The 25,523-nt window shown below is 74.2% G+C and carries 21 protein-coding genes and 1 tRNA gene; 11 read left to right on the top strand and 11 right to left on the bottom strand.

The features are described from left to right. The first annotated feature begins 38 nt into the window (after positions 1–38). Complete coding sequence (locus tag ACI782_RS00110) at positions 39–2,384, top strand: transglycosylase domain-containing protein (protein WP_456904830.1); 2,346 nt, start codon at positions 39–41, stop codon at positions 2,382–2,384. A gap of 59 nt (positions 2,385–2,443) precedes the next feature. Here ACI782_RS00110 and ACI782_RS00105 read toward each other — a convergent pair whose 3' ends face one another. Beyond that, positions 2,444–2,896 carry a GatB/YqeY domain-containing protein gene (locus ACI782_RS00105; protein WP_456904828.1) on the bottom strand — a complete coding sequence of 151 codons (453 nt, stop codon included), beginning with the start codon at positions 2,894–2,896 and terminating at the stop codon, positions 2,444–2,446. A gap of 54 nt (positions 2,897–2,950) precedes the next feature. Here ACI782_RS00105 and ACI782_RS00100 point away from each other — a divergent pair, with 54 nt between their 5' ends. From ACI782_RS00100 to ACI782_RS00080, 5 genes are all read left to right on the top strand, one after another. Continuing rightward, positions 2,951–3,859 (top strand): metallophosphoesterase, encoded by a 909-nt coding sequence (locus ACI782_RS00100; RefSeq protein ID WP_456904826.1) that lies wholly within the window; start codon positions 2,951–2,953, stop codon positions 3,857–3,859. A gap of 31 nt (positions 3,860–3,890) precedes the next feature. Then, a tRNA-Pro gene (locus ACI782_RS00095) sits at positions 3,891–3,967 on the top strand. A gap of 82 nt (positions 3,968–4,049) precedes the next feature. Continuing rightward, positions 4,050–5,366 (top strand): hemolysin family protein, encoded by a 1,317-nt coding sequence (locus tag ACI782_RS00090; RefSeq protein WP_456904825.1) that lies wholly within the window; start codon positions 4,050–4,052, stop codon positions 5,364–5,366. Between the two features lie 73 nt (positions 5,367–5,439). Next, complete coding sequence (locus ACI782_RS00085; RefSeq protein ID WP_456904823.1) at positions 5,440–6,519, top strand: hemolysin family protein; 1,080 nt, start codon at positions 5,440–5,442, stop codon at positions 6,517–6,519. 4 nt (positions 6,520–6,523) lie between these two features. After that, positions 6,524–8,431: a prolyl oligopeptidase family serine peptidase gene (locus ACI782_RS00080; RefSeq protein WP_456904821.1), complete on the top strand. Its 1,908-nt coding sequence runs from the start codon at positions 6,524–6,526 to the stop codon at positions 8,429–8,431. Between the two features lie 42 nt (positions 8,432–8,473). Here the strand turns inward: ACI782_RS00080 and ACI782_RS00075 are convergent, their stop codons facing one another. Both ACI782_RS00075 and ACI782_RS00070 read right to left on the bottom strand, forming a co-directional pair. Beyond that, the gene (locus tag ACI782_RS00075; RefSeq protein WP_456904819.1) at positions 8,474–9,541 is read right to left on the bottom strand and encodes an aspartate-semialdehyde dehydrogenase; all 1,068 of its coding nucleotides are present in this window, start codon (positions 9,539–9,541) and stop codon (positions 8,474–8,476) included. After that, on the bottom strand, positions 9,538–10,806 hold the full coding sequence (locus ACI782_RS00070; RefSeq protein WP_456904817.1) for an aspartate kinase: 1,269 nt from the start codon (positions 10,804–10,806) through the stop codon (positions 9,538–9,540). Before ACI782_RS00070 ends, ACI782_RS00075 begins: the two co-directional genes overlap by 4 nt. A 74-nt stretch (positions 10,807–10,880) precedes the next feature. Between ACI782_RS00070 and ACI782_RS00065 the strand changes: the two genes are divergently transcribed. The 4 genes from ACI782_RS00065 to ACI782_RS00050 all read left to right on the top strand — a co-directional run bounded on the left by ACI782_RS00065 (position 10,881) and on the right by ACI782_RS00050 (position 16,096). Continuing rightward, positions 10,881–12,473 (top strand): phospholipase D family protein, encoded by a 1,593-nt coding sequence (locus ACI782_RS00065; RefSeq protein WP_456904815.1) that lies wholly within the window; start codon positions 10,881–10,883, stop codon positions 12,471–12,473. Between the two features lie 288 nt (positions 12,474–12,761). Beyond that, on the top strand, positions 12,762–13,394 hold the full coding sequence (locus tag ACI782_RS00060; RefSeq protein ID WP_456904813.1) for a helix-turn-helix domain-containing protein: 633 nt from the start codon (positions 12,762–12,764) through the stop codon (positions 13,392–13,394). Between the two features lie 163 nt (positions 13,395–13,557). Next, on the top strand, positions 13,558–15,297 hold the full coding sequence (leuA, locus tag ACI782_RS00055; protein WP_456904811.1) for a 2-isopropylmalate synthase: 1,740 nt from the start codon (positions 13,558–13,560) through the stop codon (positions 15,295–15,297). A 58-nt stretch (positions 15,298–15,355) separates the two neighbouring features. Further along, positions 15,356–16,096, top strand: a complete 741-nt coding sequence (locus ACI782_RS00050; RefSeq protein WP_456904809.1) for a VOC family protein — start codon at positions 15,356–15,358, stop codon at positions 16,094–16,096. A 4-nt stretch (positions 16,097–16,100) separates the two neighbouring features. Here the strand turns inward: ACI782_RS00050 and mnhG are convergent, their stop codons facing one another. The 8 genes from mnhG to ACI782_RS00010 form a co-directional block, all read right to left on the bottom strand. After that, a complete protein-coding gene (mnhG, locus tag ACI782_RS00045) occupies positions 16,101–16,499 on the bottom strand; it encodes a monovalent cation/H(+) antiporter subunit G (protein ID WP_456904807.1) in 399 nt (132 codons plus the stop codon). Continuing rightward, entirely contained in the window at positions 16,496–16,831 is a 336-nt protein-coding gene (locus tag ACI782_RS00040) for a monovalent cation/H+ antiporter complex subunit F (RefSeq protein WP_456904805.1), read from the bottom strand. The genes mnhG and ACI782_RS00040 overlap by 4 nt, the downstream gene beginning before the upstream one ends. After that, the gene (locus ACI782_RS00035; RefSeq protein ID WP_456904803.1) at positions 16,828–17,412 is read right to left on the bottom strand and encodes a Na+/H+ antiporter subunit E; all 585 of its coding nucleotides are present in this window, start codon (positions 17,410–17,412) and stop codon (positions 16,828–16,830) included. The genes ACI782_RS00040 and ACI782_RS00035 overlap by 4 nt, the downstream gene beginning before the upstream one ends. Continuing rightward, a complete protein-coding gene (locus ACI782_RS00030; RefSeq protein WP_456904802.1) occupies positions 17,409–19,151 on the bottom strand; it encodes a Na+/H+ antiporter subunit D in 1,743 nt (580 codons plus the stop codon). Before ACI782_RS00030 ends, ACI782_RS00035 begins: the two co-directional genes overlap by 4 nt. Further along, entirely contained in the window at positions 19,148–19,636 is a 489-nt protein-coding gene (locus tag ACI782_RS00025; RefSeq protein WP_456904800.1) for a Na(+)/H(+) antiporter subunit C, read from the bottom strand. Before ACI782_RS00025 ends, ACI782_RS00030 begins: the two co-directional genes overlap by 4 nt. Then, complete coding sequence (locus tag ACI782_RS00020) at positions 19,633–22,509, bottom strand: Na+/H+ antiporter subunit A (protein WP_456904798.1); 2,877 nt, start codon at positions 22,507–22,509, stop codon at positions 19,633–19,635. Before ACI782_RS00020 ends, ACI782_RS00025 begins: the two co-directional genes overlap by 4 nt. A 74-nt stretch (positions 22,510–22,583) precedes the next feature. Continuing rightward, positions 22,584–23,243 carry a response regulator gene (locus ACI782_RS00015; protein WP_456904796.1) on the bottom strand — a complete coding sequence of 220 codons (660 nt, stop codon included), beginning with the start codon at positions 23,241–23,243 and terminating at the stop codon, positions 22,584–22,586. Then, positions 23,240–24,418 (bottom strand): sensor histidine kinase, encoded by a 1,179-nt coding sequence (locus ACI782_RS00010; protein WP_456904794.1) that lies wholly within the window; start codon positions 24,416–24,418, stop codon positions 23,240–23,242. The genes ACI782_RS00015 and ACI782_RS00010 overlap by 4 nt, the downstream gene beginning before the upstream one ends. 186 nt (positions 24,419–24,604) lie before the next feature. Between ACI782_RS00010 and ACI782_RS00005 the strand changes: the two genes are divergently transcribed. Continuing rightward, positions 24,605–25,303 carry a hypothetical protein gene (locus ACI782_RS00005; RefSeq protein ID WP_456904792.1) on the top strand — a complete coding sequence of 233 codons (699 nt, stop codon included), beginning with the start codon at positions 24,605–24,607 and terminating at the stop codon, positions 25,301–25,303. Positions 25,304–25,523 lie beyond the last annotated feature (220 nt).

Here is a 25,523-nt window from a genome sequence, read left to right as displayed (position 1 = left end):
CGACGTCAGGAGCGCGCAGCACCGTACATTGGCCCGCGATGTCTCCCGCCGCCTCCTCCCGCGCCCGGGTCCTCGCGAAGCTCGCCGCGACGATCGTGCTCGCCGGTGCCCTGGTCGCCGGCATGCTGCTGCCCTTCGTCGGCGGCAGCGGCCTGGTCGCCCGCAACTCCGCCTCGCTGCTGGACGCACTGCCCGTCGAGCTGACCGACGAGGCCCCCGCGGGCAACACCCGCGTGCTGGGCGCCGACGGCTCGCTGATCACCTACTTCTACCGGGACAACCGCACGCCGGTGGCGTCCGACCAGATCGCCGACGTCATGAAGCAGGCACTGGTCGACATCGAGGACTCACGCTTCTACCAGCACAACGGCCTCGACGTGCAGGGCACGCTGCGGGCCCTGGCGACCAACCTGGCGGCGGGCGCGGTGCGCGAGGGCGGCTCGACGCTGACGCAGCAGCTGGTCAAGCAGACCCTGGTGCAGACCGCCACCACGCCCGAGGACCGCACGGCGGCCACGGAGGAGAGCGTGGGCCGCAAGCTCAAGGAGGCGCGGCTGGCCCTGGCGCTGGAGGAGGAGTACTCGAAGGACGAGATCCTCACCCGCTACCTCAACATCGTGTACTTCGGGCAGGGCGCCTACGGCATCCAGGCCGCCGCCCAGAAGTACTTCAGCGTGAACGCCGCCGACCTCACCCTGCCGCAGGCGGCGATGCTGGCCGGCCTCGTGCAGAGCCCGACCAACGACGACCCGATCACCAACCCGGAGAACGCGCAGGTCCGCCGCAACCAGGTGCTGCAGCGGATGCTCGACCTCGGCCACATCGAGCAGCAGGAGTTCGACGAGATCTCCGCCACGCCGGTCGAGGTCCACGAGGGTGTCTCCCCGCCCAACGGGTGCATCGACGCCGCCGTCGGCGCGTTCTTCTGCGACTACCTCTACGGCTACCTGCGGGGGACGCTGGGGCTCAGCGAGGACGAGATCAAGAACGGCGGCTGGACGATCCAGACGACGCTGCGGCCGGACATGCAGGTCGCCGGCGACCAGGCCGTGCTCAACACCCTGGCGATGGGTGACCAGCTGGTCGGCACCTACACGGCGGTGGAGCCGGGCACCGGCCACGTGCTGGCGATGGCGAACAACCGCCGCTACGGCTGCAACGACCCCGAGTGCGAGTCGGTGAACTTCAACGTGGTGCCGAGCAAGGGCTCGGGCTCGACGTTCAAGGTGTTCACCGCCGCGGCGGCGCTGGAGCAGGGCTTCTCGAAGTACTACACGATCACCACCGGCGACCGGTACGTCTCGCGGGTCTACCGGGACGGCGCCGGCTCCTACGACATCGGCAACGCCGGTCGCTACCCCGCGACGCTGGACATGACCAAGGCCCTGTACATGTCCTCCAACACCTACTTCCTGGCGCTGGAGGACCGGCTCGGCTCCGTCGAGGGCCCGGTGCGGATGGCCGAGCGGATGGGCATGCACTTCGACGCCGCGAACCAGTGGCCGGCCGACACGATCATCGAGGAGAACCGGGGGTCGTTCACCTTCGGCACCGACGCGGTCAGCCCCCTCGACCTGGCCAGCGCCTACTCCACGCTGGCCGCGAGCGGCACGCAGTGCGACCCGACCCCGGTGACCCAGATCCTCGACGTGGACGGGGAACCGCTCACCGGCGACGACGGCGAGCCGGTCGTCAAGGACGACAACTGCACCCCGGAGGCCATCCCGCCGGGCGTGGCCGACACGCTCAACCAGATGCTCCGCGGGGACGTCGAGCCGGGTCACCCGGGCCAGACCGCCTCGCGCGCCTACATCCCGGGCCACCAGATCGCCGGCAAGACCGGGACGATCAACAACAACGCCTCGGTGACCTTCGTCGGCTACACGCCCGAGTACACGGCCAGCGTGATGGTGTTCAACTCGGTCGCCGACCGCAGCGTCGGCGGGTTCGGTGGCGGCAAGGGCGCCACGATCTGGCACGACGCGATGCTGCCGATCCTGAGCAACCAGCCGCCGGCGGCGTTCCCGCCGGAGGACCCGGTGGTGGCCAACGGCAACACCCGCCAGGTCCCCTCCTGCACGTCGGTGAGCGCCTGCCGCTCGGCGCTGCAGGCGGCCGGGCTGCGCGCCACCGTCACCGAGGTGGACAGCGCGGAGCCGGAGGGCGCCGTCGTGGGCACCGACCCCGGCGCCGGCGGCCGGGTCACCAAGGGCGAGACCGTCGCCATCCTGGTCAGCAACGGCTCGCAGGTCGCCGCGCCGGAGTCCGACGAGCCGGCCGACGAGGACGACGGCGACGGCGGGGACGAGGGTGACGCCGCCGCCGACCGGTCCGACCGCGGCAACGACCGCAACAACGGCAGAGGCAACGACGGGGACGACTGACCCCCACCGCGGCCCCGGTGACCGGACACCCGGTTCCCGGGGTCGTCTGCTGTCCGGGGTCAGCCGAGCTGGCGGCGGACCTCGGCGGCGACCCGGCCTCCCTCGGCGCGGCCGGCGACCTCGGCCTGCACCGCGCCCATGACCCGGCCCATGTCCTTCATGCCGCTGGCCCCGGTGCGGGTGACCACGTCGGCGACCAGCGCGGCGAGGTCGGCGTCGTCCAGCTGGGCGGGCAGGTAGGCGGCGACGACGTCCCCCTCGGCGCGCTCCCGGTCGGCCTGCTCCCCGCGCCCGGCGGTGGCGAAGGCCTCGGCCGCCTCGCGGCGCTTCTTGGCCTCCCGGCGGAGCACCGCCTGCACCTCGTCGTCGCTGAGCTCGCGGGCCTCCTTGCCGGCCACCTCCTCCGCGCTGACGGCGGCGAGCACCATCCGCAGCGTCGCGGTGCGCAGCTCGTCGCGGTTCTTCATCGCGGTGGTCAGGTCGGCGCGGAGCTGTTGCTTGAGGGCGGACACCCGTCCACCCTGGCACGTCGGAGCGCGGTCCGGCGCTGCGTACCCTGGGCTGCCGTGCGCGCGACTCCCGTCCTGGCCTCCCTCGCCGCCTCCGGCGCCGCGGGCCTCGCCTACGCCTCCCTCTACGAGCGCAACCGGTGGACCCTGCGCCGCTTCGACGTCCCGGTGCTGGCGCCGGGCTCGGCGCCCCTGCGGGTGCTGCACCTCTCGGACCTGCACATGACCGCGCCCCAGCGGTCCAAGCAGGAGTGGGTCGCCTCGCTGGCCGCGCTCGAGCCGGACCTGGTCATCGACACCGGGGACAACCTGGCCGGCTTCGACGCCGTCCCGGGGACGCTGCGCGCGCTGGAGCCGCTGCTGGACCGGCCGGGCGCGTTCGTGCTCGGCAGCAACGACTACTACGCCCCGAGGCCGAAGAACCCGCTGAAGTACTTCAAGCGCCACCACAAGCGGGTGCACGGGGACGAACTGCCCTGGCGGGACCTGCGCGACGCCCTGGCCGGCCGCGGGTGGCTGGACCTCACCAACGCCCGGGGCGAGCTGACCGTCGGCGGACGGCGGATCGCCCTCGCCGGCGTGGACGACTCGCACATCCGGCGAGACCGCTACGACCGCGTCGCCGGGACCGCCGACGCGGCCGCCGACCTGCGCATCGGGCTGGCCCACTCCCCCGAGCCGCGGGTGCTCCACCGGTTCGCGGCGGACGGCTACGACCTGCTGCTGTGCGGCCACACCCACGGCGGACAGCTGCGGGTGCCCTTCTACGGCGCGCTGGTGACCAACTGCGGCATCGACCGCGACCGCGTCCGGTGGCTGCACCGCTGGGCGCAGCCCTCGGCCGCGCACCCGCACGGGACCTGGCTGCACGTGTCCGCGGGCCTGGGCACGAGCCCCTACGCGCCGGTCCGGTTCGCCTGCCCGCCGGAAGCGACGCTCCTCACCCTGACCGCCCGTCAGAGCTGAGTCGAGCGTCGGTTAGACTCGACGCGTACCTCGGGGTGTGGCGCAGCTTGGTAGCGCGCGTCGTTCGGGACGACGAGGTCGCAGGTTCAAATCCTGTCACCCCGACCAGTGCTCAGGGGCCGCCGCGAGGCGGCCCCTGAGTCGTTCCCGGCGGGGTTGACCTGCCGGTGCCGCGGGCACCGGGGTCGCGATGACCGAGTTGCTGCTCCTGCTCGCCGCCGTGGCGCTGACCGCGCTCACCGGCTTCTTCGTGGCCGCCGAGTTCTCCCTCACCACGGTCGACCGCGGCCGCGCCGAGGAGGCGGCCCGCGCCGGGGACCGCCGCGCCAGGGGCGTGGTGGCGGCCCTGCGGTCGCTGTCCACCCAGCTCTCGGCCGCCCAGCTGGGCATCACGATCACCACGCTCGTGGTCGGCTACCTCGCCGAGCCGGCGCTCGGCCACCTGCTGCGCGCCCCGCTGGAGGCCCTGGGGCTGCCCGGCGGCGTCGTCACCGGGCTCTCCTACGGCCTGGCGCTGGCGCTGGCCACCACGCTGCAGATGCTGCTCGGCGAGCTGGGCCCGAAGAACCTGGCGATCGCCGAGCCGATGGCCGTCGCCGCTGCGGTCGCCCCCGGCATGCGGGCGTTCACGCGGGTCTCCGGCGTCGTGGTGAACGGGCTGCAGCGGCTCGCCAACGCGATCGTGCGGCGGCTGGGCATCGAGCCGCGGGAGGAGCTGGACTCCGCGCGCGGCGCCGAGGAGCTGGCTGCGGTGGCCCGCCGCTCCGCCGAGGAGGGCGACCTCTCCCCCGTCGCGGCCCGCCTCCTGCAGCGGTCGCTGGCCCTGCGGCAGGGGTACGCCACCGACGTCATGACGCCACGCACGCGGCTGTGGAGCCTCCCGGCCGGCGCCACGGCGGACGACGTCATCGCGACCGCCGTCGAGTCGGGCAACTCCCGCTTCCCGGTGTACGGCGCCGACCTCGACGACGTGACCGGCGTGGTGCACGTCAAGCACGCGGTCGCCGTCACGGAGGCCGAGCGCGGCACCCGGACCGCCGGCGAGCTGGCCACCCCGGCGTTCGCCGTCCCCTCGTCGGTGCAGCTGGAGCGGCTGCTGGACCTGCTGCGCGAGCAGGGCCTGCAGATGGCCGTCGTCGTCGACGAGTGGGGCGCCACGCACGGCGTGGTGACCCTCGAGGACATCGTCGAGGAGCTGGTCGGGGAGATCGCCGACGAGACCGACCGGTCGCTGCGCAGCGTCCGCCGCCTGGACGACGACACCTGGCTGGTCTCCGGGCTGCTGCGTCCGGACGAGGTGCGCGAGCGCACCGGGCTGCCGGTGCCCGAGGGCCGCTACGAGACGGTGGCCGGCTTCCTCGCCGAGCGGCTGCAGCGGCTGCCGGAGATCGGGGACACCGTTGACCTGGAGGGCGCCCGGCTCACCGTGGAGGCCCTCGACGGACGGCGGGTGGCGCGGGTGCGCGCCGAGCGGGTCGTCGTCCCGGCCGAGGAGGTGGCTGCGTGAGCGAGCTCGCGAGCTCACCCGTGGGCACAGCAGCGCCGCGAAGGCGGACGACGAGCGCCGGCGAGGAGTCCGCGTGAGCGACGTGGTCAGCCTGGTCGTCCTGATCGCGCTGCTGCTGGGCAACGCCTTCTTCGTGGCCGCGGAGTTCGCGCTGGTGTCAGCGCGGGTCGACCAGATCGAGCCGCGGGCCGAGGATGGCTCGGCACGGGCCCGCCGGACGCTGGCCGCGATGCGCAACGTCTCGCAGATGATGGCCGGCGCGCAGCTGGGGATCACGCTGTGCTCACTGGGCCTGGGCGCGGTCGGCGAGCCGGCCGTGGCGCACCTGATCGAGGCGCCGATGGCGGCCCTCGGCGTCCCCGAGGGGCTGCTGCACCCGATCGCGCTGGTGATCGCCCTGGCGATCGTGACCGTGCTGCACATGGTGCTCGGCGAGATGGTGCCCAAGAACGTGACGATCGCCGGCCCCGACCGCGCCGCCCTGGCGCTCGGGCCCTCGCTGGCCACCTTCGTGCGCGTGCTGCGGCCGGTGATCTGGTTCTTCAACACCGTGGCCAACGCCTTCGTCCGGCTCTTCGGCGTGCAGCCCACCGACGAGGTGGCCGCCAGCTTCGACGAGGCGGAGATCCGCTCGATGGTCACCCAGAGCCGCCGGGAGGGGCTGCTCGGCAACGAGGTGAGCGAGCTCGCCGCCGGGGCGCTCACCTTCGAGCAGCACGCCGTCGAGTCGGTGCTGCTGCCGCTGGGGCAGGTGGTGACCGTGCCGCGGTCGGTGACGCCGCGGCAGCTGGAGGCAGTGGTCGCCGAGCACGGGTTCAGCCGCTACCCGGTGTGCGGGGAGGACGGCGCGCTGCTCGGCTACGTGCACGTGATGGACGTGCTCGGCCTCGACGCGGCCGCCCGTGACCGGCCGGTCGCCGACCGGCACGTCACCCCGCTGGTGCCCCTGGCGCCCGGCACGGCGCTGCCCGACGTGCTCTCCGAGATGCGCGTGCAGGGCGCGCACCTGGGCCGGGTGGAGCGGGACGGCGCGACGGTGGGCGTGGTCGCGCTCGAGGACGTCCTGGAGCAGCTCATCGGCGACGTCCGGGACGCCACCGTCGAGCACCCCGGGGTCGGCGCGGGGGCCGGTGCGGGCGCCGGGGGAAGATGAGCCGGTGAGTGCCGAGCCCGCCGCGACACCCGACCCCACCGCGACACCCGACCCCACCGGGACACCCGGGTCCACCGACCCCCGGCCGGGCGTCCTGACCCCGGAGACCCCGACGCCCTACGCCGCGGCGCTCCCGCCCGAGGTGACCGCCCGCTGGCAGGCCCGCTTCCGCGCGCCGCGGGTGAGCCTGCCCGACTGGGCCCGCGACGCCCCGCACCGCTGCCTGTACTCCTCCGACGTCAGCGGCGTCGTCGAGCAGTACGCCTGGGACCGGACGACCGACGCGCACCGGCAGGCCACCGACCGGGCCAACGGGACGCTCATCGGCACGATCAGCCCGGACGGCGAGACCATCTGGTGGTTCGCCGACACCGACGGCGACGAGTTCGGCGTCTGGATGGTGCAGCCCTTCGCCGGCGGGGACGACCGGGTCGCCGTCCCCGAGGTCGGTCCGGCCTACCCCGCGGGGCTGGAGGTCGGCCGCGCCGTGGTCGCGCTCGGCCGGTCCACCGACGACGGCTCCGAGCTGTGGCTCGCGGCCGCCGGCGGTCCCCCGCGGGTGGTCTACCGGCACGAGGACCCGGCCTCGGTCGACGCCCTCACCCACGACGAGGACCTGCTGGTCATCTCGCACTCCGAGCACGGCGATCCCCGCTACCCGGCACTGCGGGTGCTGCGGACGGCCGACACCACCGAGGAGGCGCCCGCCGTCGTCGCCGAGAAGTGGGACGGCGAGGGCCGCGGGCTGCACGCCCTGGCGTTCGCGCCGCTGCCCGGCGACCGGCGGCTGCTGGTCGGCCACGAGCGCCGCGGCCGCGAGGAGCTGCTCCTCTGGGACGTCGGCAGCGACACCGAGACCGAGATCGTGCTGGACCTGCCCGGCGACGTGACCGCCGGCTGGTACCCCGACGGCTCGGCGCTGCTCGTCGGGCACGACCTCGCCGCCCGCAGCGAGCTGTACCGCTACGACCTGGCCACCGGGGCCCTCGAGCGGCTGGACACCCCGACCGGCGTCGTCCGCGGGGCCACCGCCCGCCCGGACGGCACCGTGGAGCTGGCCTGGTCCAACGCGGAGTTGCCGCCGGTGATCCGGCGGGCCGACGGTCCTGTCGTGCTGGCCGCGCCCGGTGAGGCGCCGCCGGCGGCCTACCCGGTGGAGGACCGCTGGGTGCCCGGCCCGGGTGGGGACGTCCACGCCCTGGTGGTGCGGCCGGCCGGACCGGCCCCGTACGCCACGGCGTTCCTGGTGCACGGCGGCCCCGAGGCGGCCGACGACGACTCCTACCGGGCCCGCCGGGCGGCCTACGTGGACGCCGGGTACGCCGTCGTGCACGTCAACTACCGCGGGTCCACCGGGTACGGCAGCGCCTGGCGGGACGCGCTCACCGGCCGGCCCGGGCTGACCGAGCTCGAGGACGTCGCCGCGGTGTACGACGCGCTCGTCGAGGAGGGCTTCGTCGACCCGGCCCGCGCGCTGTTGACCGGCGGCTCGTGGGGCGGCTTCCTCACCCTGCTCGGGCTCGGCACCCAGCCGGAGCGCTGGGCGGCTGGCATCGCCGAGGTGCCGGTGGCCGACTACCTGGCCGCCTACGAGGACGAGATGGAGGGCCTGCGGGCCTACGACCGGGCGCTCTTCGGCGGGTCACCGGACGAGGTGCACGACGTGTTCGTGCGCTCGTCGCCGATCACGTACGTGGACGCGGTCCGCGCGCCGGTGCTCGTGGTGGCCGGCGCGAACGACCCCCGCTGCCCGATCCGCCAGATCGAGAACTACCTCGGTGCGCTGGAGCGACTGGGGAAGCGGCACGAGGTGTACCGCTTCGACGCCGGGCACGGGTCGCTGGTCATCGAGGAGACCATCCGCCAGGTCGAGATCGCCCTGTCGTTCGCGTTGAGGAACGTGCAGCCGTGAGTGGAGGGTGGGAGCCAGGTAACCTGCGCTCCCACCCTCCACTCAGCGGGACCGGGCGATCAGTTCCGCGATCTGGACGGTGTTGAGGGCGGCGCCCTTGCGCAGGTTGTCGTTGCTCACGAAGAGCGCCAGCCCGCGGCCGTCGTCGACGCCCGGGTCCTGGCGGATGCGGCCGACGTAGCTCGGGTCCTGCCCGGCCGCCTGCTGCGGCGTCGGCACGGTGGTCAGCTCGACCCCGGGCGCGCCGGTCAGCAGCTCGGTGGCCCGCTCGACCGACAGCGGGCGGGCGAACTCGACGTTGAGCGACAGCGAGTGCCCGGTGAAGACCGGCACCCGCACGCAGGTGCCCGACACCCGCAGCTCCGGGATCTCGAGGATCTTGCGGCTCTCGTTGCGGAGCTTCTGCTCCTCGTCGGTCTCGGCCGAGCCGTCGTCCACCAGCGAGCCGGCCATCGGCAGCACGTTGAACGCGATCGGCCGCACGTACTTGACCGGCTCCGGGAAGGTCACCGCCGCGCCGTCGTGGGTCAGCTCGGCGGCCTTGTCGACGACCGCCTTGACCTGGGTGTCGAGCTCCTCGACGCCGGCCAGCCCGCTGCCGGACACCGCCTGGTAGGTGCTGGCCACGATGCGCACCAGCTGCGCCTCGTCGTGCAGCGGCTTGAGCACCGGCATCGCGGCCATCGTGGTGCAGTTCGGGTTGGCGATGATGCCCTTGCGCATCTCGGCCACGGCGTGCGGGTTGACCTCGGCGACGATCAGCGGGACGTCGGGGTCGCGCCGCCACGCGGAGCTGTTGTCGATGACGGTGACGCCGGCCTCGGCGAACCGCGGCGCCTGCACCCGCGAGGTGGACGCGCCCGCGGAGAACAGCGCGACGTCCAGCCCGGTGGGGTCGGCGGTCGCGGCGTCCTCGACGGTGATCTCGCCGTCGCCCCACGGCAGGGGGCTGCCGGCGGAGCGGGCGGAGGCGAAGAACCGCAGCTCGCTGATCGGGAGGTCCCGCTCGGCGAGGATCTGGCGCATGACGCCGCCCACCTGGCCGGTGGCGCCGACGACGCCGACCCGCAGGCCGTCCTTCGTGCCATGCCCACCCGACAACGCGCTCATCGCCCGGTCCCTCCGTAGACGACCGCCTGGGCCTCGTCCGTGCCGAGGTCGAACGCGTCGTGGACAGCGCGGACGGCGACGTCCACGTCGGTGTCGCGGCACACGACGGAGATGCGGATCTCCGAGGTGCTGATCAGCTCGAGGTTGACGCCGGCGTCGGCGAGCGCGCCGAAGAACCGCGCCGAGACACCGGGGTGCGACCGCATGCCGGCCCCGACCAGCGACACCTTGCCGATGTGCTGGTCGAACCGGATGTCGGTGTAGCCGACGGTGTGCTTGACCTTCTCCAGCGCCGCGAGCGCGGCCGGGCCGTCGCTCTTGGGCAGCGTGAAGGAGATGTCGGCGAGCTTGCTGGCCTCGGCCGACACGTTCTGCACGATCATGTCGATGTTGATCTCGGCGTCGGCGAGCACCCGGAAGATCTGCGCGGCCTCGCCCGGCCGGTCGGGCACACCGTAGACGGTGATCTTGCCCTCGGACCGGTCGTGCGCGACGCCGGTGATGATGGCCTGTTCCACGCTGAGGTCCTCCATCGAGCCGGTCACGACGGTGCCGGGGAGCTGGGAGTAGGAGCTTCGGACGTGCACCGGGATGCCGTAGCGGCGGGCGTACTCGACGCAGCGGAGCATGAGCACCTTCGCCCCGGAGGCGGCGAGCTCGAGCATCTCCTCGTACGTCACGGTGTCCAGCCGCCTGGCGTTCGGGACGATCCGCGGGTCGGCGGAGAAGACCCCGTCGACGTCGGTGTAGATCTCGCACACGTCGGCCCGCAGCGCGGCGGCCACGGCCACGGCGGTGGTGTCGGACCCGCCGCGGCCGAGGGTCGTCACGTCCTTGGTGTCCTGGCTGACGCCCTGGAACCCGGCCACGATGACGATCGACCCCTCGTCGAGGGCCTCGCGCAGCCGGCCGGGCGTGACGTCGATGATCCGCGCCTTGCCGTGGGTGGAGGTGGTGATGACCCCCGCCTGCGAGCCGGTGAACGACCGCGCCTCGTACCCGTGGGTGTTGATCGCGATGGCCAGCAGGGCCATGGAGATGCGCTCACCCGCGGTGAGCAGCATGTCCAGCTCGCGACCGGGCGGGTCGTCGGTGATCTGCGCTGCCTGGTCGAGCAGCTCGTCGGTCGTGTCGCCCATGGCGGAGACCACGACGACGACGTCGTTGCCGTCCTTCTTGGCCGCCACGATGCGCTCGGCGACGCGCTTGATGTGCGCGGCGGAGGCGACGGAGGAGCCGCCGTACTTCTGGACGACGAGGGCCACGGGTCCACAGGCTACCGAGGGGTCCCGCGCCGCCCGTGGTTGCGTCCCCCTTGGCGGGACGATGTGATCACCAGGTGGACGATCCGGAGCGCTGGCTGCTGACCGCCGAGGAGCGCGGGAACCCGGCCACGCGCCTGCCCGCCTACACCGCTGGAAACCTCGCCGTGCCCCTCGTGCACGGCGCCACCTACTTCGACCGGCTGGTCGAGTGCGTGGAGCGCCTCGACGCGGGCGACCACCTGTTCTTCACCGACTGGCGGGGCGACCCCGACGAGCAGCTGCGCCCGGGCGGCCCGACCGTCGCCGGGTTGTTCACCGAGGCCGTGCGCCGCGGGGTCTGCGTGCGCGGGCTGGTCTGGCGCTCGCACATGGACCGGCTGTCGTTCAGCAAGGAGGAGAACCGGGCGCTCGACGCGGAGGTCGAGCACGGCGGCGGCGAGGTGATCCTCGACCAGCGGGTGCGCCGCGGCGGCAGCCACCACCAGAAGTTCGTCGTCCTCCGGCACGACCAGGACCCGACGCAGGACGTCGCGTTCATCGGCGGCATCGACCTGTGCCACGGCCGCCGGGACGACGCCACGCACGCCGGCGATCCGCAGTCGCTGCCCATGGCCGCGGCGTACGGCCCGCGCCCGCCGTGGCACGACGTCCAGCTGATGCTGCGCGGGCCGGCCGTGGGCGTGCTCGACACGGTGTTCCGGGAGCGCTGGGAGGACCCGACCAACGCCGACGTCGACCACCCGATCGCCTGGGTGCGCGACAAGCTGCACCACGCCCGGCTGCAGGGCGACCCGCTCCCCCCGCAGCTGCCGGCGCCTCCGCCGTGCGGGCCGGCGTACGTGCAGAACCTGCGCACCTATCCCGCGATCCGGCCGCCCTACGACTTCGCACCGGAGGGCGAGCGGTCGGTGGCGCGCGGCTACTCCAAGGCGATCAAGCGGGCGCGGCGGCTGGTCTACCTCGAGGACCAGTACATGTGGTCGGCCGACATCGCCCGGCTGTTCGCCGATGCGCTGGCCGAGCACCCGAGGCTGCACCTGGTCGTGGTGGTGCCGCGCGTGCCCGACCAGGACGGCGCGGTCGCGCAGCGGTCGCAGTACGTCGGCCGGTGGCAGGCGCTGGAGATGTGCCGGAAGGCCGGCCGCAACCGGGTGCACGTGTTCGACGTGGAGAACCACGAGGGCACGCCGGTCTACGTGCACGCCAAGGTGTGCGTGGTCGACGACGTGTGGGCCAGCGTCGGCAGCGACAACTTCAACCGCCGGTCCTGGACCCACGACAGCGAGCTGTCCTCCGCCGTCCTCGACGCCAGGCGCGACCCGCGGGAGCCGCGCGACCCGGCCGGCACCGGCGACGGCGCGCGGACCTTTGCCCGCGACCTCCGCCTCGAACTGGCCCGCGAGCACCTGGACCGCGCACCCGACGGCAGCGAGGACGCCGACCTGCTCGACCCCGACGCGTTCGTGGCGGCGCTGGAGTCCTCGGCTGCGGCCCTGGACGCCTGGCACGAGGGCGGCCGGCGCGGCCCCCGCCCCCCGGGGCGGCTGCGTCAGCACCGCACCGAGCGGCTCTCACCGCTGGCCCGGCTGTGGGCGACGCCCGTCTACCGCGTGGTCGACGACCCCGACGGCCGCCCCTGGCGCATGCGCCTGAGACGCCGCTTCTAGGCCCGTTCGCCGGTCACCTGCCGGAGTGTCTTAGCCCCCGCCCGACCTCGTGCCCGTCGCCCGAAGCCCCGTCGAAGCCCTCCCGAGTGGACCTCCGCTGCCCGGCCGACGACGTGTGCCCGCGCATGCTCGTGCTCTGCCCACCCTGGTGGGCAGAGCACGAAGTGCGGGCCCCAAGAGGGCCTCTGGGGTGCTCGTGCTCTGCCCATGGCTGTGGGCAGAGCACGAGCTTCCACAGGTGCAGGTGTCCGCCCCCGGCCGGAGCGGGCTCGCCCCAGCCTGGGACCCGTGGAGAACACCCTCGTCGGCCTGCTGCGCCGGATCCGCCGTGCGGCCGACCTCTCCCAACGTGAGCTGGCAGCGCGGATCGGTGTCTCGAAGTCCGCGATCGCCGCGGCGGAGAGCGGACGTGCCGGTCTGGACGTCCGGGCGTTCATCCGAGCCGCCGCGGTGGCGGAGCTGCGGCTGGCGCTCGTGGACGCCCAGGGCCACGAGGTGCCGGGCATGGACCCCCAGGCCGTCCGCGACTCGGCCGGCCGGCTGTACCCGGCCCATCTCGACACGCGGTACTCCGACGAGGGCTGGTGGCACGACGAGCACCGCTACAGCCGCCATCGGGTCTGGTACACGTTCGACCGCGACCGACGCCGGCGCGACGCCGTCCGACGCCACACCGGCACGCCCGACGACCACCAGCTCCCCCGGGCGGGCGATGCGCCGTGGGACCGCGCCGCGGCGCGCCGTCTGGCGCGGTGGCGGGAGCGGGAGGACGAGCGGCAGCGGAGGTTCCTCGCCGGCGAGCTGAGCGGCATCGACCTGCAGTTCGACTGCACCTGCCCGCCGCGGTGCGACGAGCTGGACGACGGCGTCGGATCGCCGGTGCACGCGCCGGAGTGCCCGTGTGGCTGCGACCTCGCCTGACGCGCTGCTACCGTGGGGGCGTGCGCGGCAGCCTCCTGCTTACCCGCCGCGGCGAGGCCCTCTCCTAGGTCGGCCCCCTCGCCGCGGAGTCCGCGCGTCCCCGGCGCCTGCTGACCGCCCCACCGGAGCTGAGTCCAGCCCGCGCCCAGAGGAGCGAACCCCCGTGAGCAGGAACGAGAACCACCCGCACGTCCGGAACCCCCAGCAGCCGTCCGGCATGCCGATCCACCGCTACGCGCCCTTCACCCCGATCGTGCTGCCCGACCGCACCTGGCCGGACACGGTCACCACGAAGGCCCCGCGCTGGTGCGCCGTCGACCTGCGGGACGGCAACCAGGCGCTGATCGACCCGATGACCCCCGACCGCAAGCGGCGGATGTTCGAGCTGCTCGTCCGGATGGGCTACAAGGAGATCGAGGTCGGCTTCCCGGCGGCCAGCCAGACCGACTTCGACTTCGTCCGCCAGCTCATCGAGGACGACCTGGTACCCGACGACGTCACCATCCAGGTGCTGACCCAGGCCCGCGACGAGCTGATCGAGCGCACCTACGAGTCCCTGCGCGGCGCCAAGCAGGCGATCGTGCACCTGTACAACTCGACCTCCACCCTGCAGCGCCGCGTCGTCTTCAACTCCGACCGCGCCGGCATCGTCGACATCGCCGTCCACGGCGCGCAGCTGGTCCGCAAGCTGGCCGAGCAGCTGGCGGGCACGGAGGTCTTCTTCGAGTACTCCCCCGAGTCCTTCACCGGCACCGAGCTGGACTTCGCCGTCGAGGTCTGCAACGCGGTCACCGACGTGTGGGAGCCGACGCCCGACCGGCCGACGATCATCAACCTGCCGGCCACCGTCGAGATGGCCGAGCCGACCGTCTACGCCGACCAGATCGAGTGGATGCACCGCAACCTGGGCCGGCGCGACGCGGTCGTCCTGAGCCTGCACCCGCACAACGACCGCGGCACCGCCGTCGCCGCTGCCGAGCTGGGCTACCGCGCCGGCGCGGACCGCATCGAGGGCTGCCTGTTCGGCAACGGCGAGCGGACCGGCAACGTCGACCTGGTCACCTTGGGCCTGAATCTGTTCAGCCAGGGCATCGACCCGCAGATCAACTTCTCCGACATCGACGAGATCCGCCGCACCGTCGAGTACTGCAACCAGATCGGCGTGCACGAGCGGCACCCCTACGGCGGCGACCTGGTCTACACCGCCTTCTCCGGCTCCCACCAGGACGCGATCAACAAGGGCTTCAAGGCCCTGGAGGCCGACGCCCGGGCGGCCGAGAAGCCGGTCGACGAGATGCCCTGGGCGGTCCCGTACCTGCCGATCGACCCCCGGGACGTCGGCCGCAGCTACGAGGCCGTGATCCGGGTGAACAGCCAGTCCGGCAAGGGCGGCGTCGCCTACGTCATGAAGACCGAGAACCACCTGGACCTGCCCCGCCGGCTGCAGATCGAGTTCAGCGCGGTCATCCAGCGGCACACCGACGACGAGGGCGGCGAGGTCACCGCCGCGCAGATGTGGTCGGCGTTCTCCAGCGAGTACCTGCCCGACCCGGACGCCCCCTGGGGCCGCTTCTCGCTGGCCGGCCACACCCACCGGGCGCACGGTGCGCACCTGGACGAGATGTCGGTCGAGCTGGTCGACAACGGCGTCCCGGTCACGGTCGAAGGCCGGGGCAACGGGCCGATCGCGGCGTTCGTCGACGCGCTGAAGAGCCTGGACGTCGACGTCCGGGTGCTCGACTACGCCGAGCACGCCATGAGCGCCGGCGGTGACGCGCAGGCCGCCGCCTACGTCGAGTGCGCCGTCGGCGACCGGGTGCTGTGGGGCGTGGGCATCGACCCGAACATCGTCAGCGCGTCGCTGCGCGCGGTCGTCTCTGCGGTGAACCGGGCTCAGCGGTAGGAAGTCGGGTGCGGGTGCCGTCGTGGCACCCGCACCCGAGCCACGGGAGGCCGGCCCGATGACGCAGCTCACCCCCTACCTCGTCGTCCGTGACGCGCGCGCGGCGATGAACTGGTACGCCGACGCGTTCGGCGCCCGCGTCGTCGGGGACCCGTACGTCTCCGACGACGACCGCATCGGCCACGCCGAGCTCGACGTCGGCGGGTGCACCGTGTACCTCGCCGACGAGCACCCGGAGCTGGGGCTCACCGCGCCGGACGAGGGCCGGGTCAGCGTGTCCCTGCACCTGGCCGTCGGGGACGTCGACACCGCCGTGGCGCGCGCCGCCGCGGTCGGGGGCACGGTCGAGCGCGAGCCGACCGACGCCCCGTACGGCCGCACCGGCGTCGTCGTGGACCCGTTCGGGCACCGCTGGATGCTGCAGACCCCCACCGGGGCGCCGGCCGCCTCCCGGCCCCCGGTCCGCTGCGGGGACACGGTGTACCTCACCCTGCGCGTCCCGGACGGCGCCCGCGCCCGCGACTTCTACGGGGCGGTGCTCGACTGGTCGATGAGTCCGGGACGGGTGGAGGACGGCTGGGAGGACCAGTCCGTGACCCCCATGGTCGGCATCGCCGGCGGGGCGACGCACGACCTCGGTGCGGTGCCGATGTACGCGGTGGACGACATCGAGGTCGCCGTCGCCGCGGTGCGCACCGCGGGCGGGCAGGCCGGGGAGATCGAGCGGCAGCCCTTCGGCCTGTCCGCGTACTGCCGGGACGACCAGGGGCTGCCGTTCTGGCTCGGCCAGCTGACCTGACCGGTCACCCGCCGGGGACGGACTCCGGGGGCGCGTCCCCGGGCTCGTCGCCGCGGTACAGCCGGTCCTGGTGGCCGGCGGCGCCGAGCTCGTCGACCAGCAGCAGGTCGCGACGGACGTGCCGCCGCCGGTAGGCCACCCGGCTGATCATGTGCGCGCTGACCGGCGCGGTGATCAGCTGGAACGCCGCGACCAGCAGCAGCATCCAGGTCGCCGTCCAGCCCGACAGCCGGATGGCGGCGCCCACCATGACCAGCAGTACGCCGAGCACCTGGGGCTTCGTGCCGGCGTGCATCCGGGTGAGGACGTCGGGGAAGCGCAGCAGGCCCAGGCCCGCGGTCAGGCACAGGAACGCGCCCGACACCAGGCAGGCCATCGCCACGACGTCCGCCACCGTGCTCATCGCTCGACTCCGGACTCGTTGCGCTCCTCGGCCGCGACCGGCAGCCCGACGTCCCGGCCGTCGTCGGTGCGGGCCCGCACGAGCATGCCGCCGACGTACCGGGCGATCGACACCGTGCCGACGAAGGCCAGCAGCGACACCACGACCAGCACCGGGACGACGCTCGCGTTCCGCTCCAGCGCGGCGTAGACGGCCAGGCCGGCCGAGACGATCACCAGCAGGGTGTCGGTGGCCACCACGCGGTCGAGCAGCGACGGCCCCAGTGCCAGCCGCACCAGGGTGAGCACCGCACCGGCGCCGATCAGGCCGTAGAGCAGGTGGTCGACGATCACGGCGTCCTCCTCCCGGCCGGGCGGCGCTCGGGCTGGTCGGGTGCGGCGTCCAGGGCGGCGACCTCGGCCGGCGAGCCGAACGCCCGGACGAGGCGGTCCTCGGTGGCCAGCACGCTCTCCTTCTCCCGCGCCACGGCGGCGAGGTCGGGCACACCGAGGAGGTGCACGGTGATCAACTTCTCCTCCCGGTCGAGGTCGAGGACGAGCGACCCGGGCACCAGGGACACCGCCTCGGCGACCATCGTCAGCAGCAGGTCGGAGTCGGTGCGCAACTGGACCTGCACGATCGCCGACCTGCCCGCGCCGCCGGGCCGCAGCGTCAGCCAGGCGACCTGGGCGGCGGACACCACCAGGTCGGCGGCGAAGCGGACGAGGAAGGCCAACGTCGGCAGCGGCCGCAGCCGGTTGCCGCCGACCACGTGCGGCAGCGGCAGCAGCACGGTGACCACCAGGGCCACGACGACGCCCGAGACGACGTTGGCCCAGGACCAGGTGCCCCACAGCAGGATCCAGACCAGCACCAGCCAGACCAGCAGCGGGATCTGGTGCCGCAGCCGGGTGACGGTCGGCTCGACGGTCACGGCTGCTCCCCCTGGCCGGCGGTCGCGGGGTCGAAGACCGCGGAGATGTAGGGCGTGCGCTCCAGCAGGTCGACCGACGCCCGATCGGTGACGCCGTACAGCGGCCCGGCCAGGCCGGTGAGCGCGACGGTGACCGCGACCAGGGCCGCGGTCGCCGCCACCATCGTCGCCGGCAGCGGGCGCAGCGCCCGGACACCCGCGGCCGGTGGGGGCAGGTCGGGCTCGGCCGCCGTCGCGACCGCGGTGTGCCGCCGCCACGCGTCCTGCAGCGCCGTGCGCGGCTGGCCGTCCGGGCTGCCCCCGTCCTGCCGGTGCCCGTTCGAGGCCGTCCAGTCGGGCCCGCCGTCCCGAGAGGGTGCGACGCCGTCCGGACCCGCCGCGGCGGCCGCCGCGGCGGCGGTCTCGTCGGCCGGCGACTGCGTGGGCGAGCGCCAGAACGCGCGGGTCCACACACGGGCGATGGCGAGCAGGGTCAGCAGGCTGGTGACCACCCCGCCGACGACGAGGGTCAGCGCGAGGCCCCCGCCCTCGGCGACGCCGGCCTGGAGCAGCCCGAGCTTGCCGATGAAGCCCGACAGCGGGGGGATCCCGGCCAGGTTCATCGCCGGCACGAAGAACAGCACCGCCAGCAGCGGGGAGCGCCGGGCCAGCCCGCCGAGCCTGTTCACCGACGTCGTCCCGCCCTGCCGCTCGACCAGCCCGGCCACGAGGAACAGCGTCGTCTGGATGGCGATGTGGTGGGCGACGTAGAAGATCGCGCCGGCCAGCCCGGCCGCCGTCCCCAGGGCGATGCCGAACACCATGTACCCGATGTGGCTGACCAGGGTGAACGACAGCAGCCGCCGCAGGTCGGTCTGCGCGACCGCACCGAGGATGCCGATCAGCATGGTGGCCAGGGCCGCCCACATCAGCAGGTCGTCGAGGGCCCCGTCGGGGAACAGCAGGGTCTGGGTGCGGATGATCGCGTACACGCCGACCTTGGTCAGCAGGCCGGCGAAGACCGCGGTGACCGGCGCGGGAGCGGTCGGGTAGCTGTCGGGCAGCCAGGCCGACAGGGGGAAGACCGCGGCCTTGATGCAGAACGCGATGAGCAGCATCGACTGGAGCAGCACCTGGGTGCCCTCCGGCAGCTCGCCGAGGCGCAGCGCGAGGTCGGCCATGTTGACCGTGCCCGTGGCGGCGTAGACCAGCCCGATGGCGGCCAGGAACACCAGCGAGCTGGTCAGGCTGACGATCACGTAGGTGATGCCGCCGCGGATCCTCGGGGCGGTGCCGCCGAGGGTCAGCAGCACGTAGGACGCCATGAGCAGGATCTCGAAGCCGACGTAGAGGTTGAACAGGTCGCCGGCGAGGAAGGCGTTGCTCACGCCCGCGACGAGCACGAGGAACGTCGGGTGGAAGATCGACAGCGGCGTCTCCTCCGACCCGTCGGCCGCGCCCTGGCCGACGGCGAACACGAGCACGCCGAGCGCGACGGTGGAGGCGACGACCAGCATCAGCGCCGAGAGCCGGTCGACGACGAGCACGATGCCCAGCGGGACCGGCCAGCCCCCGACTGCGACCGAGGTGGCGCCCTCGGCGTCCGCCACGACCAGCAGGGTCACCGAGACGGCGAGCACCGCGGTCAGGACGGCGAGGCTGACCGTCCGCTGGAACCGCGGGTGCCGGGCGACGAGCAGCGTGGTGGCGGCCCCGAGCAGCGGCAGCAGGACCGGCAGCGGCGCGAGGACGCGGGTCACCGCGCCCCCGCCGGCAGGTCGACGTCGTCGGCGGGGCGGCCGAGCGGCTCGTCGTGCAGGCTGTCCGCGTGCCCGGCGATGCGGTCGTCGGGGGCGAGGTCGTCGGGGTCGAGCTCGTCGGCGTCGGTGCCCGACCGCGCGGCGACCCGGCGGTCCTCCTCGTCGGTCCCCACGACCTCCTGGTGCACCAGCCGCCAGGACCGGTGGATCATCGCGAGCACGAACGCCGATACGCCGAAGGTGATCACGATGGCGGTGAGGATGAGCGCCTGCGGCAGCGGGTCGTTCATGTCCTCGGGGTCGGAGTAGCCCAGGATCGGCGCGAGCCCCGCCGGGCCGCCGGTGGACAGCAGCAGCAGGTTCGTGGCGTTGCCGAGCAGCAGGAAGCCCAGCAGGACGCGGGTGAGGCTGCGGTCGAGCAGCAGGTACACGCCTGCGGCGTAGAGGCCGCCGATGATCACCGGCAGCACGATCGTCGGGGTCATCGGACCACCACCTCTCCGGGGTTGAGCTCGATCGGGTCGTCCTCGTCCTCCTGGCGGTCCAGCTCCGCGCCCAGGCTGCGCAGCACGTCGAGGACCAGCCCGACGACGATCAGGTAGACGCCGGTGTCGAAGAACAGCGAGGTCACCAGCTTCACGTGGCCCAGCACCGGCAGGTCGAACTCCAGGATCGCCGTCTGGAGGACCTCGGCGCCGAGCACCAGCCCCGCGGCACCGGTGCCCGCGGCGAGCAGCAGGCCGGTGCCCAGCAGCAGGCCGGGGGCGACCGGCGCGGCCTCGCCCAGCTCGTAGCGCCCGCCGGCCAGGTACCGCAGGACCAGGGCCAGCCCGGCGACCAGTCCGCCGGCGAATCCCCCGCCGGGCTCGTTGTGGCCGGAGAAGAGCAGGTAGACCGAGAAGACCGTGATCGTGTGGAACAGGATCCGGGTCACGACCTCCAGCACCACCGAGCGGCGGGCCGGGTCGAGGGTGGCTGTGGCGGCCAGCCAGCGGTTGCGGGGCGCCCGGCGACCGGTCGGACGGCGCCGCGCCAGCGCGTCGCGGTCGATCCGCTCGACCCCGCCGGCGCGGCCGCGCAGGAACACCAGGCTGGCCACGCCGGTGGCGGCGACGACCAGCAGCGATATCTCGCCGAGGGTGTCCCAGGCGCGGATGTCGACCAGGGTCACGTTCACGACGTTCTTGCCGCCGCCGAACTCGAAGGCCTGCTCCGGGTAGCCGGCCGACACCGGCGTCGCGGTGCGCACGGCCAGCGCGACGCCGCCGACCACGGCCATGAACGCCCCGACCGCCACCGCGATCACCCCGCGGACGGCGCGCTCCCGCGGCCGGTGGCGCTCGGTGATGTCCTTGGGCAGCTTGCGCAGCACGAGGACGAAGACGACGAGGGTGAGCGTCTCCACGAGGAACTGGGTGAGGGCCAGGTCGGGGGCGCCCTGCAGCGCGAAGAGGACGGCGACGCCGTAGCCGGTGACCCCGACGACGAGCACCGCCGACAGCCGCTGGCGGATGCGCAGCGCCAGCACCGCCGCGGTGACGACGACGACGCCGACCATCGCCTGCACCGGGGTGTCCCAGGCTCGCCACTCGCCCGGCCACGGCGCCCGGGTGAGCAGGACCGTGCCCGGCAGCGCGAGCACGGCGACGAGGATCGTCCCGAGGTAGGCGGGCAGCGAGCCGCGCTGGGTGGTGCCGGTGACCAGCACCGACAGCCGGTCCAGCCCCTGGATGACGTTCCAGTAGCCCTCGTCCGCCGAGGCCCCGACCGCCAGCCGCCGCTGCAGCCGGACCAGCGGAGCGCGGGCGGCGAACAGCGCCGCGCCGCCGAGCAGGGTGACCGCCGACAGCGCCAGCGCCGGCTGCAGGCCGTGCCAGAGCGCCAGCTCCTCGTACTCGGGCCCCATCAGCGGCAACGTCTCCGCGTAGCCGGTGACCAGGGGCGCGAGCAGCGGGCTGGCCGGCCCGGCGACCAGCCCGGCCAGGCCCAGCAGCACCGGGGCCGCGAGGAACAGCGGGCCGGGCGGGTGCGCGACCTCGGTGTCGGCGACCCCGGGCTTGCGGGCGAAGGCGCCCCACAGGAAGCGGAGGGTGTAGGCGGCGGTGAGGACGGAGCCGAGGACGAGGCCGGCCAGCTCGAACGCGGCCACGGTCCGCGAGGGCAGCCCGCCCTCCCACAGCGCGGCGAACGCCGCCTCCTTGCCGACGAAGCCGAACATCGGCGGCACGCCCGCCATCGAGGCCCCCGCGAGCAGGCCGGTGCCGGCGAGCACGGGCAGCCGCCGGCCCAGGCCGGACAGCTCCCGGAGGTCGCGGGTCCCGGTCGAGTGGTCGACGACCCCGACGGTGAGGAACAGCGTGGACTTGAACAGCGCGTGGGCGACGGTCATCGCCAGCCCCGCAGCGGCCAGCTCGCGGCTGCCCCCGCCCACCAGGACCAGCAGGAAGCCCAGCTGGCTGACCGTGCCGAAGGCCAGGAGCAGCTTGAGGTCGTTCTGCCGCAGCGCCCGGTAGCCGCCGACGAGCATCGTGGCCAGGCCGAGCCCGAGCACGACCGGCCGCCACCCCGGGATGTCGGCGAAGCCGGGCGCGAGCCGGGCGACCAGGTAGATCCCGGCCTTCACCATCGCGGCGGCGTGCAGGTAGGCGCTGACCGGCGTGGGCGCCTCCATGGCCGCGGGTAGCCAGAAGTGGAACGGGACCATCGCCGACTTGGTCACCGCGCCGGCGAGCACCAGCGCCGTCCCGGCGACCATGGCCGGGCCGGTGCCCGGGGCGGCGACGACCTCCGAGAGGAGGAACGAGCCGCTGGCCTGCCCGACGAGGATCAACCCGACGAGCATGGCCAGGCCGCCGGCGGTGGTCAGGATCAGCGCCTGCGACGCGGCCCGTCGTGCGGCCAGCCGCCGTCCCGACCCGCCGATCAGCAGGAACGAGAAGACGGTGGTGAGCTCCCAGAACACGTAGAGGAGCAGCAGGTCGTCGGCGAGGACCAGGCCCAGCATGGACCCGGCGAACGCGGTGAGGCACGCGGCGAACCGGCCGGTGCCCTCGTCGTCCGGGCCGAAGTATCGGGCGCAGTAGAGGAGCACCAGCGCCCCGACCCCGGTGACCAGCCCGGCGAAGGTCAGCGCGAGCGGGTCGAGCCGCAGCGCGATCTGGAGGTCGAGGGCCGGGATCCACGGCACCGTCTCGCGCACCTCGTCGCCGGCCAGGACGGCGCGCAGTTGCAGCACCGTCCAGACGAACGCGGTCGCGGGGACCAGCGCGAGGACGAGGAAGGCCTGCCTCCCCCACCACCGCACGAGGACGGGCGCCAGCAGCGCAGCCAGCAGGTGGAGGAGGAGCAGTGCGAGCATGTGTCTCCGGGAGTCGAGGGCGGCTCGGGGACACCAGTGACGTCGGTCGACGACGGCCGGCGGTAAGGATCAGCTTACCTGCCGGGCGTGACCAGGCCGCTCTCGTAGGCGAAGGCGACGGCCTGCACCCGGTCGCGCAGGCCCAGCTTGAGCAGTACCCGGCTCACGTGCGTCTTGACCGTCGCCTCGCCGAGGTACAGCCGCGCGGCGATCTCGGCGTTGGACAGCCCGGCCGCGACCAGGGCGAGGACGTCGGTCTCCCGCTCGGTCAGCTGCGCCAGCGCCCCGACCCGCGTCGGGTCGGGGGCCGGCGCCGCGGCGAAGGACTCGATCACCCGCAGGGTCACGGCCGGGTCGAGCAGCCCCTGCCCCGCGGCGACGGTCCGGACGGCGGCGACGAGGTCCTCGGGCGGGGCCACCTTGAGCAGGAAGCCGCTGACCCCGGCCCGCAGCGCGGCGGCGACGTACTCGTCCTCGTCGAAGGTCGTCAGGACGACGACCCGCGTCGGCAGGTCCGCCGCGACGATCCGGCGGGCGGCCTCGAGCCCGTCCATTCCGGGCATCCGCACGTCGAGCAGGACGACGTCCGGCCGCGCCTGCGTGACCACCTGCACCCCGGCCGCTCCGTCGGCCGCCTCCCCGACCACCGCGATGTCCGGCTCGGCGGCCAGCACCATGCGCAGCCCGGTGCGCACCATCGCCTGGTCGTCGACCACCACCACCCGGATCGTCACGCCGGGACCCCCGCCGGTGCCGGCCGCTCGGCGGCGGGGAGCGGGAAGGACGCGCGGACCCGGTAGCCGCCGCCACGGACCGGGCCCACCTCGAGCCGGCCGCCGACGACGGAGACCCGCTCCCGCATGTGCAGCTGGCCGTGCCCGCCGGCGCCCGGGGCCGACGGGGGTGTCGCCTCCCGGGCCCGTCCGTCGTCGGTCACGGTCACGGTGACCCGGTCGGCCGCGTGCTCGACGGTCACCCGGGTGGCCGCGGCCCCGGCGTGCCGGACGACGTTGGACAGCGCCTCCTGCACCACCCGGACGGCGGAGACGTCGACCAGCGGGGGCAGCTCCACCGGGTCGCCGGTGACCACGAGCTCGATCGGCATGCCACCGGTCCGCAGCTCGTCGAGGACCGCGTCGAGCCGGGACAGCGAGGGCAGCGGTGCGGGTTCGCCGTCCGACTGCTCGCGCAGGATGCCGACGACGCGGCGCATCTCGTCGACCGAGTCGCGGCCGAGCTCCTCCAGGCCCCGCAGCACCTCCTGGGCCTCGGGGTGGTCGGGCAGCAGCCGGCGCAGTCCACCCATCTGCAGCACCATCACGCTCACCGCGTGGGCCACCGAGTCGTGCACCTCGCGGGCGATCCGGGCCCGCTCGGCTGTGGTGGCCGCCGCGGCGATCGTCTCCTGCTGCTCGGCGAGCCGGGCGGCGAGGACCTGCAGCTCGTGCGCGCGCCGCCGGGACTGGGCCACCAGCACGCCCACGACCGCCGCGGCACCGAGCACGAGCACGTAGAAGACCGACTCCCACGGGTTGGGGGCGAACAGCGACCCGAACGCGGTGACCAGCACGATCGAGGCCCCGGCCGCGACGGCGCCCCGACGCGGCGGCAGTGCCGCCACGGCGTGCCCGACGAGCAGGCCCATGCCGATCAGCTGCGCACCCCCGGGGCCCGGCGCTCCGCCGGCGACGTTGAAGGCCACCGTCAGCACGCCCAGGACGGGTGCGACCGCCGGGAGCCGCGGGCTCACGGCCAGGAGTGCCCCGACCAGGAGACCGGGCGCGAGGAACAGCCAGTCCTGCCGGGTGACGTCGTCGAGGAGCCACTCGAACACCGACATCGCGCCCAGCAGCGCACCCACGGCCGGCCAGAGGAGGCGACGGACGCGGGCGGGCGGGGACCACGGCATGGCCTGCACGCTAGGGGCCGCGCGGCGCCGCGGGGATCCCCCGCGCGGCCGAACGCGGGTGTGCCGGGGTCCGCCTCACGACGGAGGCAGGTCGGCGCTCCACGACGGACGCGCAGCCCAGGGCCCGGTTCCTAACTTTCTCGTCGACACCGCACCGAGGCGGTGCACCCGATTCGACGAGGAACGATGACCACCGACGTCCGCACCTCCCCCGTCCCGACGACCCCCGATGCCACCCGCAGCGCCGGCTCGCTGCTGCTGCCGATCGCCGGTGGGGCACTGATCGCCGGCTCGCTGCTCTACGTGACCGGCATGGCCACCTCGCCGCCGCAGGACTCCATGGCCGACGCCGACTACATCGCCGCGCTGGCCCGCGACGAGGGGCGGACGACGCTCTCGGCGATGCTGCTGCACTACGGCAACACGGCCCTGGCACTGGCATGGCTGGCCGCCCCGGCGCTGGTGCGTGGTCGTCGCGGCCGCGTCCCGACGATCGTCGGGGCGCTGATGTCGGCCATCGGCCTGGTCACGGTGGCCGGTTTCGTGCTCTACGACTACTGGACGGGCGCGATCGGCCGGGAGCTGGACCCGGCCACGGCCCTGGCCCTGTACGAGAGCGTGGGCAGCAACGCCGCGGTCGGCGTCGTCGGCATGCTGACGCTGTTCGGCCTGGTCGGACCGCTGGTGGTCTACCTCGGCCTGGCCCGCGCCGGCGTGACCGGCTGGTGGCTGCTCGGCCCCGCGGTGGTCAGCATCGCCGCCTCGATGGCGGTCGCCTTCTCGCCGCTGCCGCACGCCGGGTTCGCGCTCGTCGGGGCCGTCCCGACGGTCGTCGTCGGCCTGCGGATGATCGCCCGCCGCCGCGCCGAGCGGTCCGCCGCCTGACGCGGCTCCCGGGTGCCCACACCCTCCGGACCCACGGCTCTGAGTGCAGGTGCACCCAGAGTCGTGGGTCTCCCGGCACCCACCGCCCGGCCGGGGATCCCCTCCAGGCAGGGGGGGGGGGGGGGGGGGGGGGGGGGGGGGGGGGGGGGGGGGGGGGGGGGGGGGGGGGGGGGGGGGGGGGGGGGGGGGGGGGGGGGCGGGGGGGGGGGGGGGGGGGGGG

The organism is Geodermatophilus sp. SYSU D00703, assembly GCF_054050155.1.
Note: the sequence above shows the minus strand (reverse complement) of the source record. Positions and strands in the feature narration are given on the sequence as shown.

Bases quoted from the DNA above. Each gene is read 5' to 3' on its own strand.
- ACI782_RS00090 (WP_456904825.1), top strand. From the start codon at position 4,050: ATGACCGAGTTGCTGCTCCTGCTCGCCGCCGTGGCGCTGACCGCGCTC.
- mnhG (WP_456904807.1), bottom strand. From the start codon at position 16,499: ATGAGCACGGTGGCGGACGTCGTGGCGATGGCCTGCCTGGTGTCGGGC.
- ACI782_RS00075 (WP_456904819.1), bottom strand. From the start codon at position 9,541: ATGAGCGCGTTGTCGGGTGGGCATGGCACGAAGGACGGCCTGCGGGTC.
- ACI782_RS00010 (WP_456904794.1), bottom strand. From the start codon at position 24,418: ATGCCGTGGTCCCCGCCCGCCCGCGTCCGTCGCCTCCTCTGGCCGGCC.
- ACI782_RS00020 (WP_456904798.1), bottom strand. From the start codon at position 22,509: ATGCTCGCACTGCTCCTCCTCCACCTGCTGGCTGCGCTGCTGGCGCCC.
- ACI782_RS00005 (WP_456904792.1), top strand. From the start codon at position 24,605: ATGACCACCGACGTCCGCACCTCCCCCGTCCCGACGACCCCCGATGCC.
- ACI782_RS00110 (WP_456904830.1), top strand. From the start codon at position 39: ATGTCTCCCGCCGCCTCCTCCCGCGCCCGGGTCCTCGCGAAGCTCGCC.
- ACI782_RS00050 (WP_456904809.1), top strand. From the start codon at position 15,356: ATGACGCAGCTCACCCCCTACCTCGTCGTCCGTGACGCGCGCGCGGCG.
- ACI782_RS00025 (WP_456904800.1), bottom strand. From the start codon at position 19,636: ATGACCCCGACGATCGTGCTGCCGGTGATCATCGGCGGCCTCTACGCC.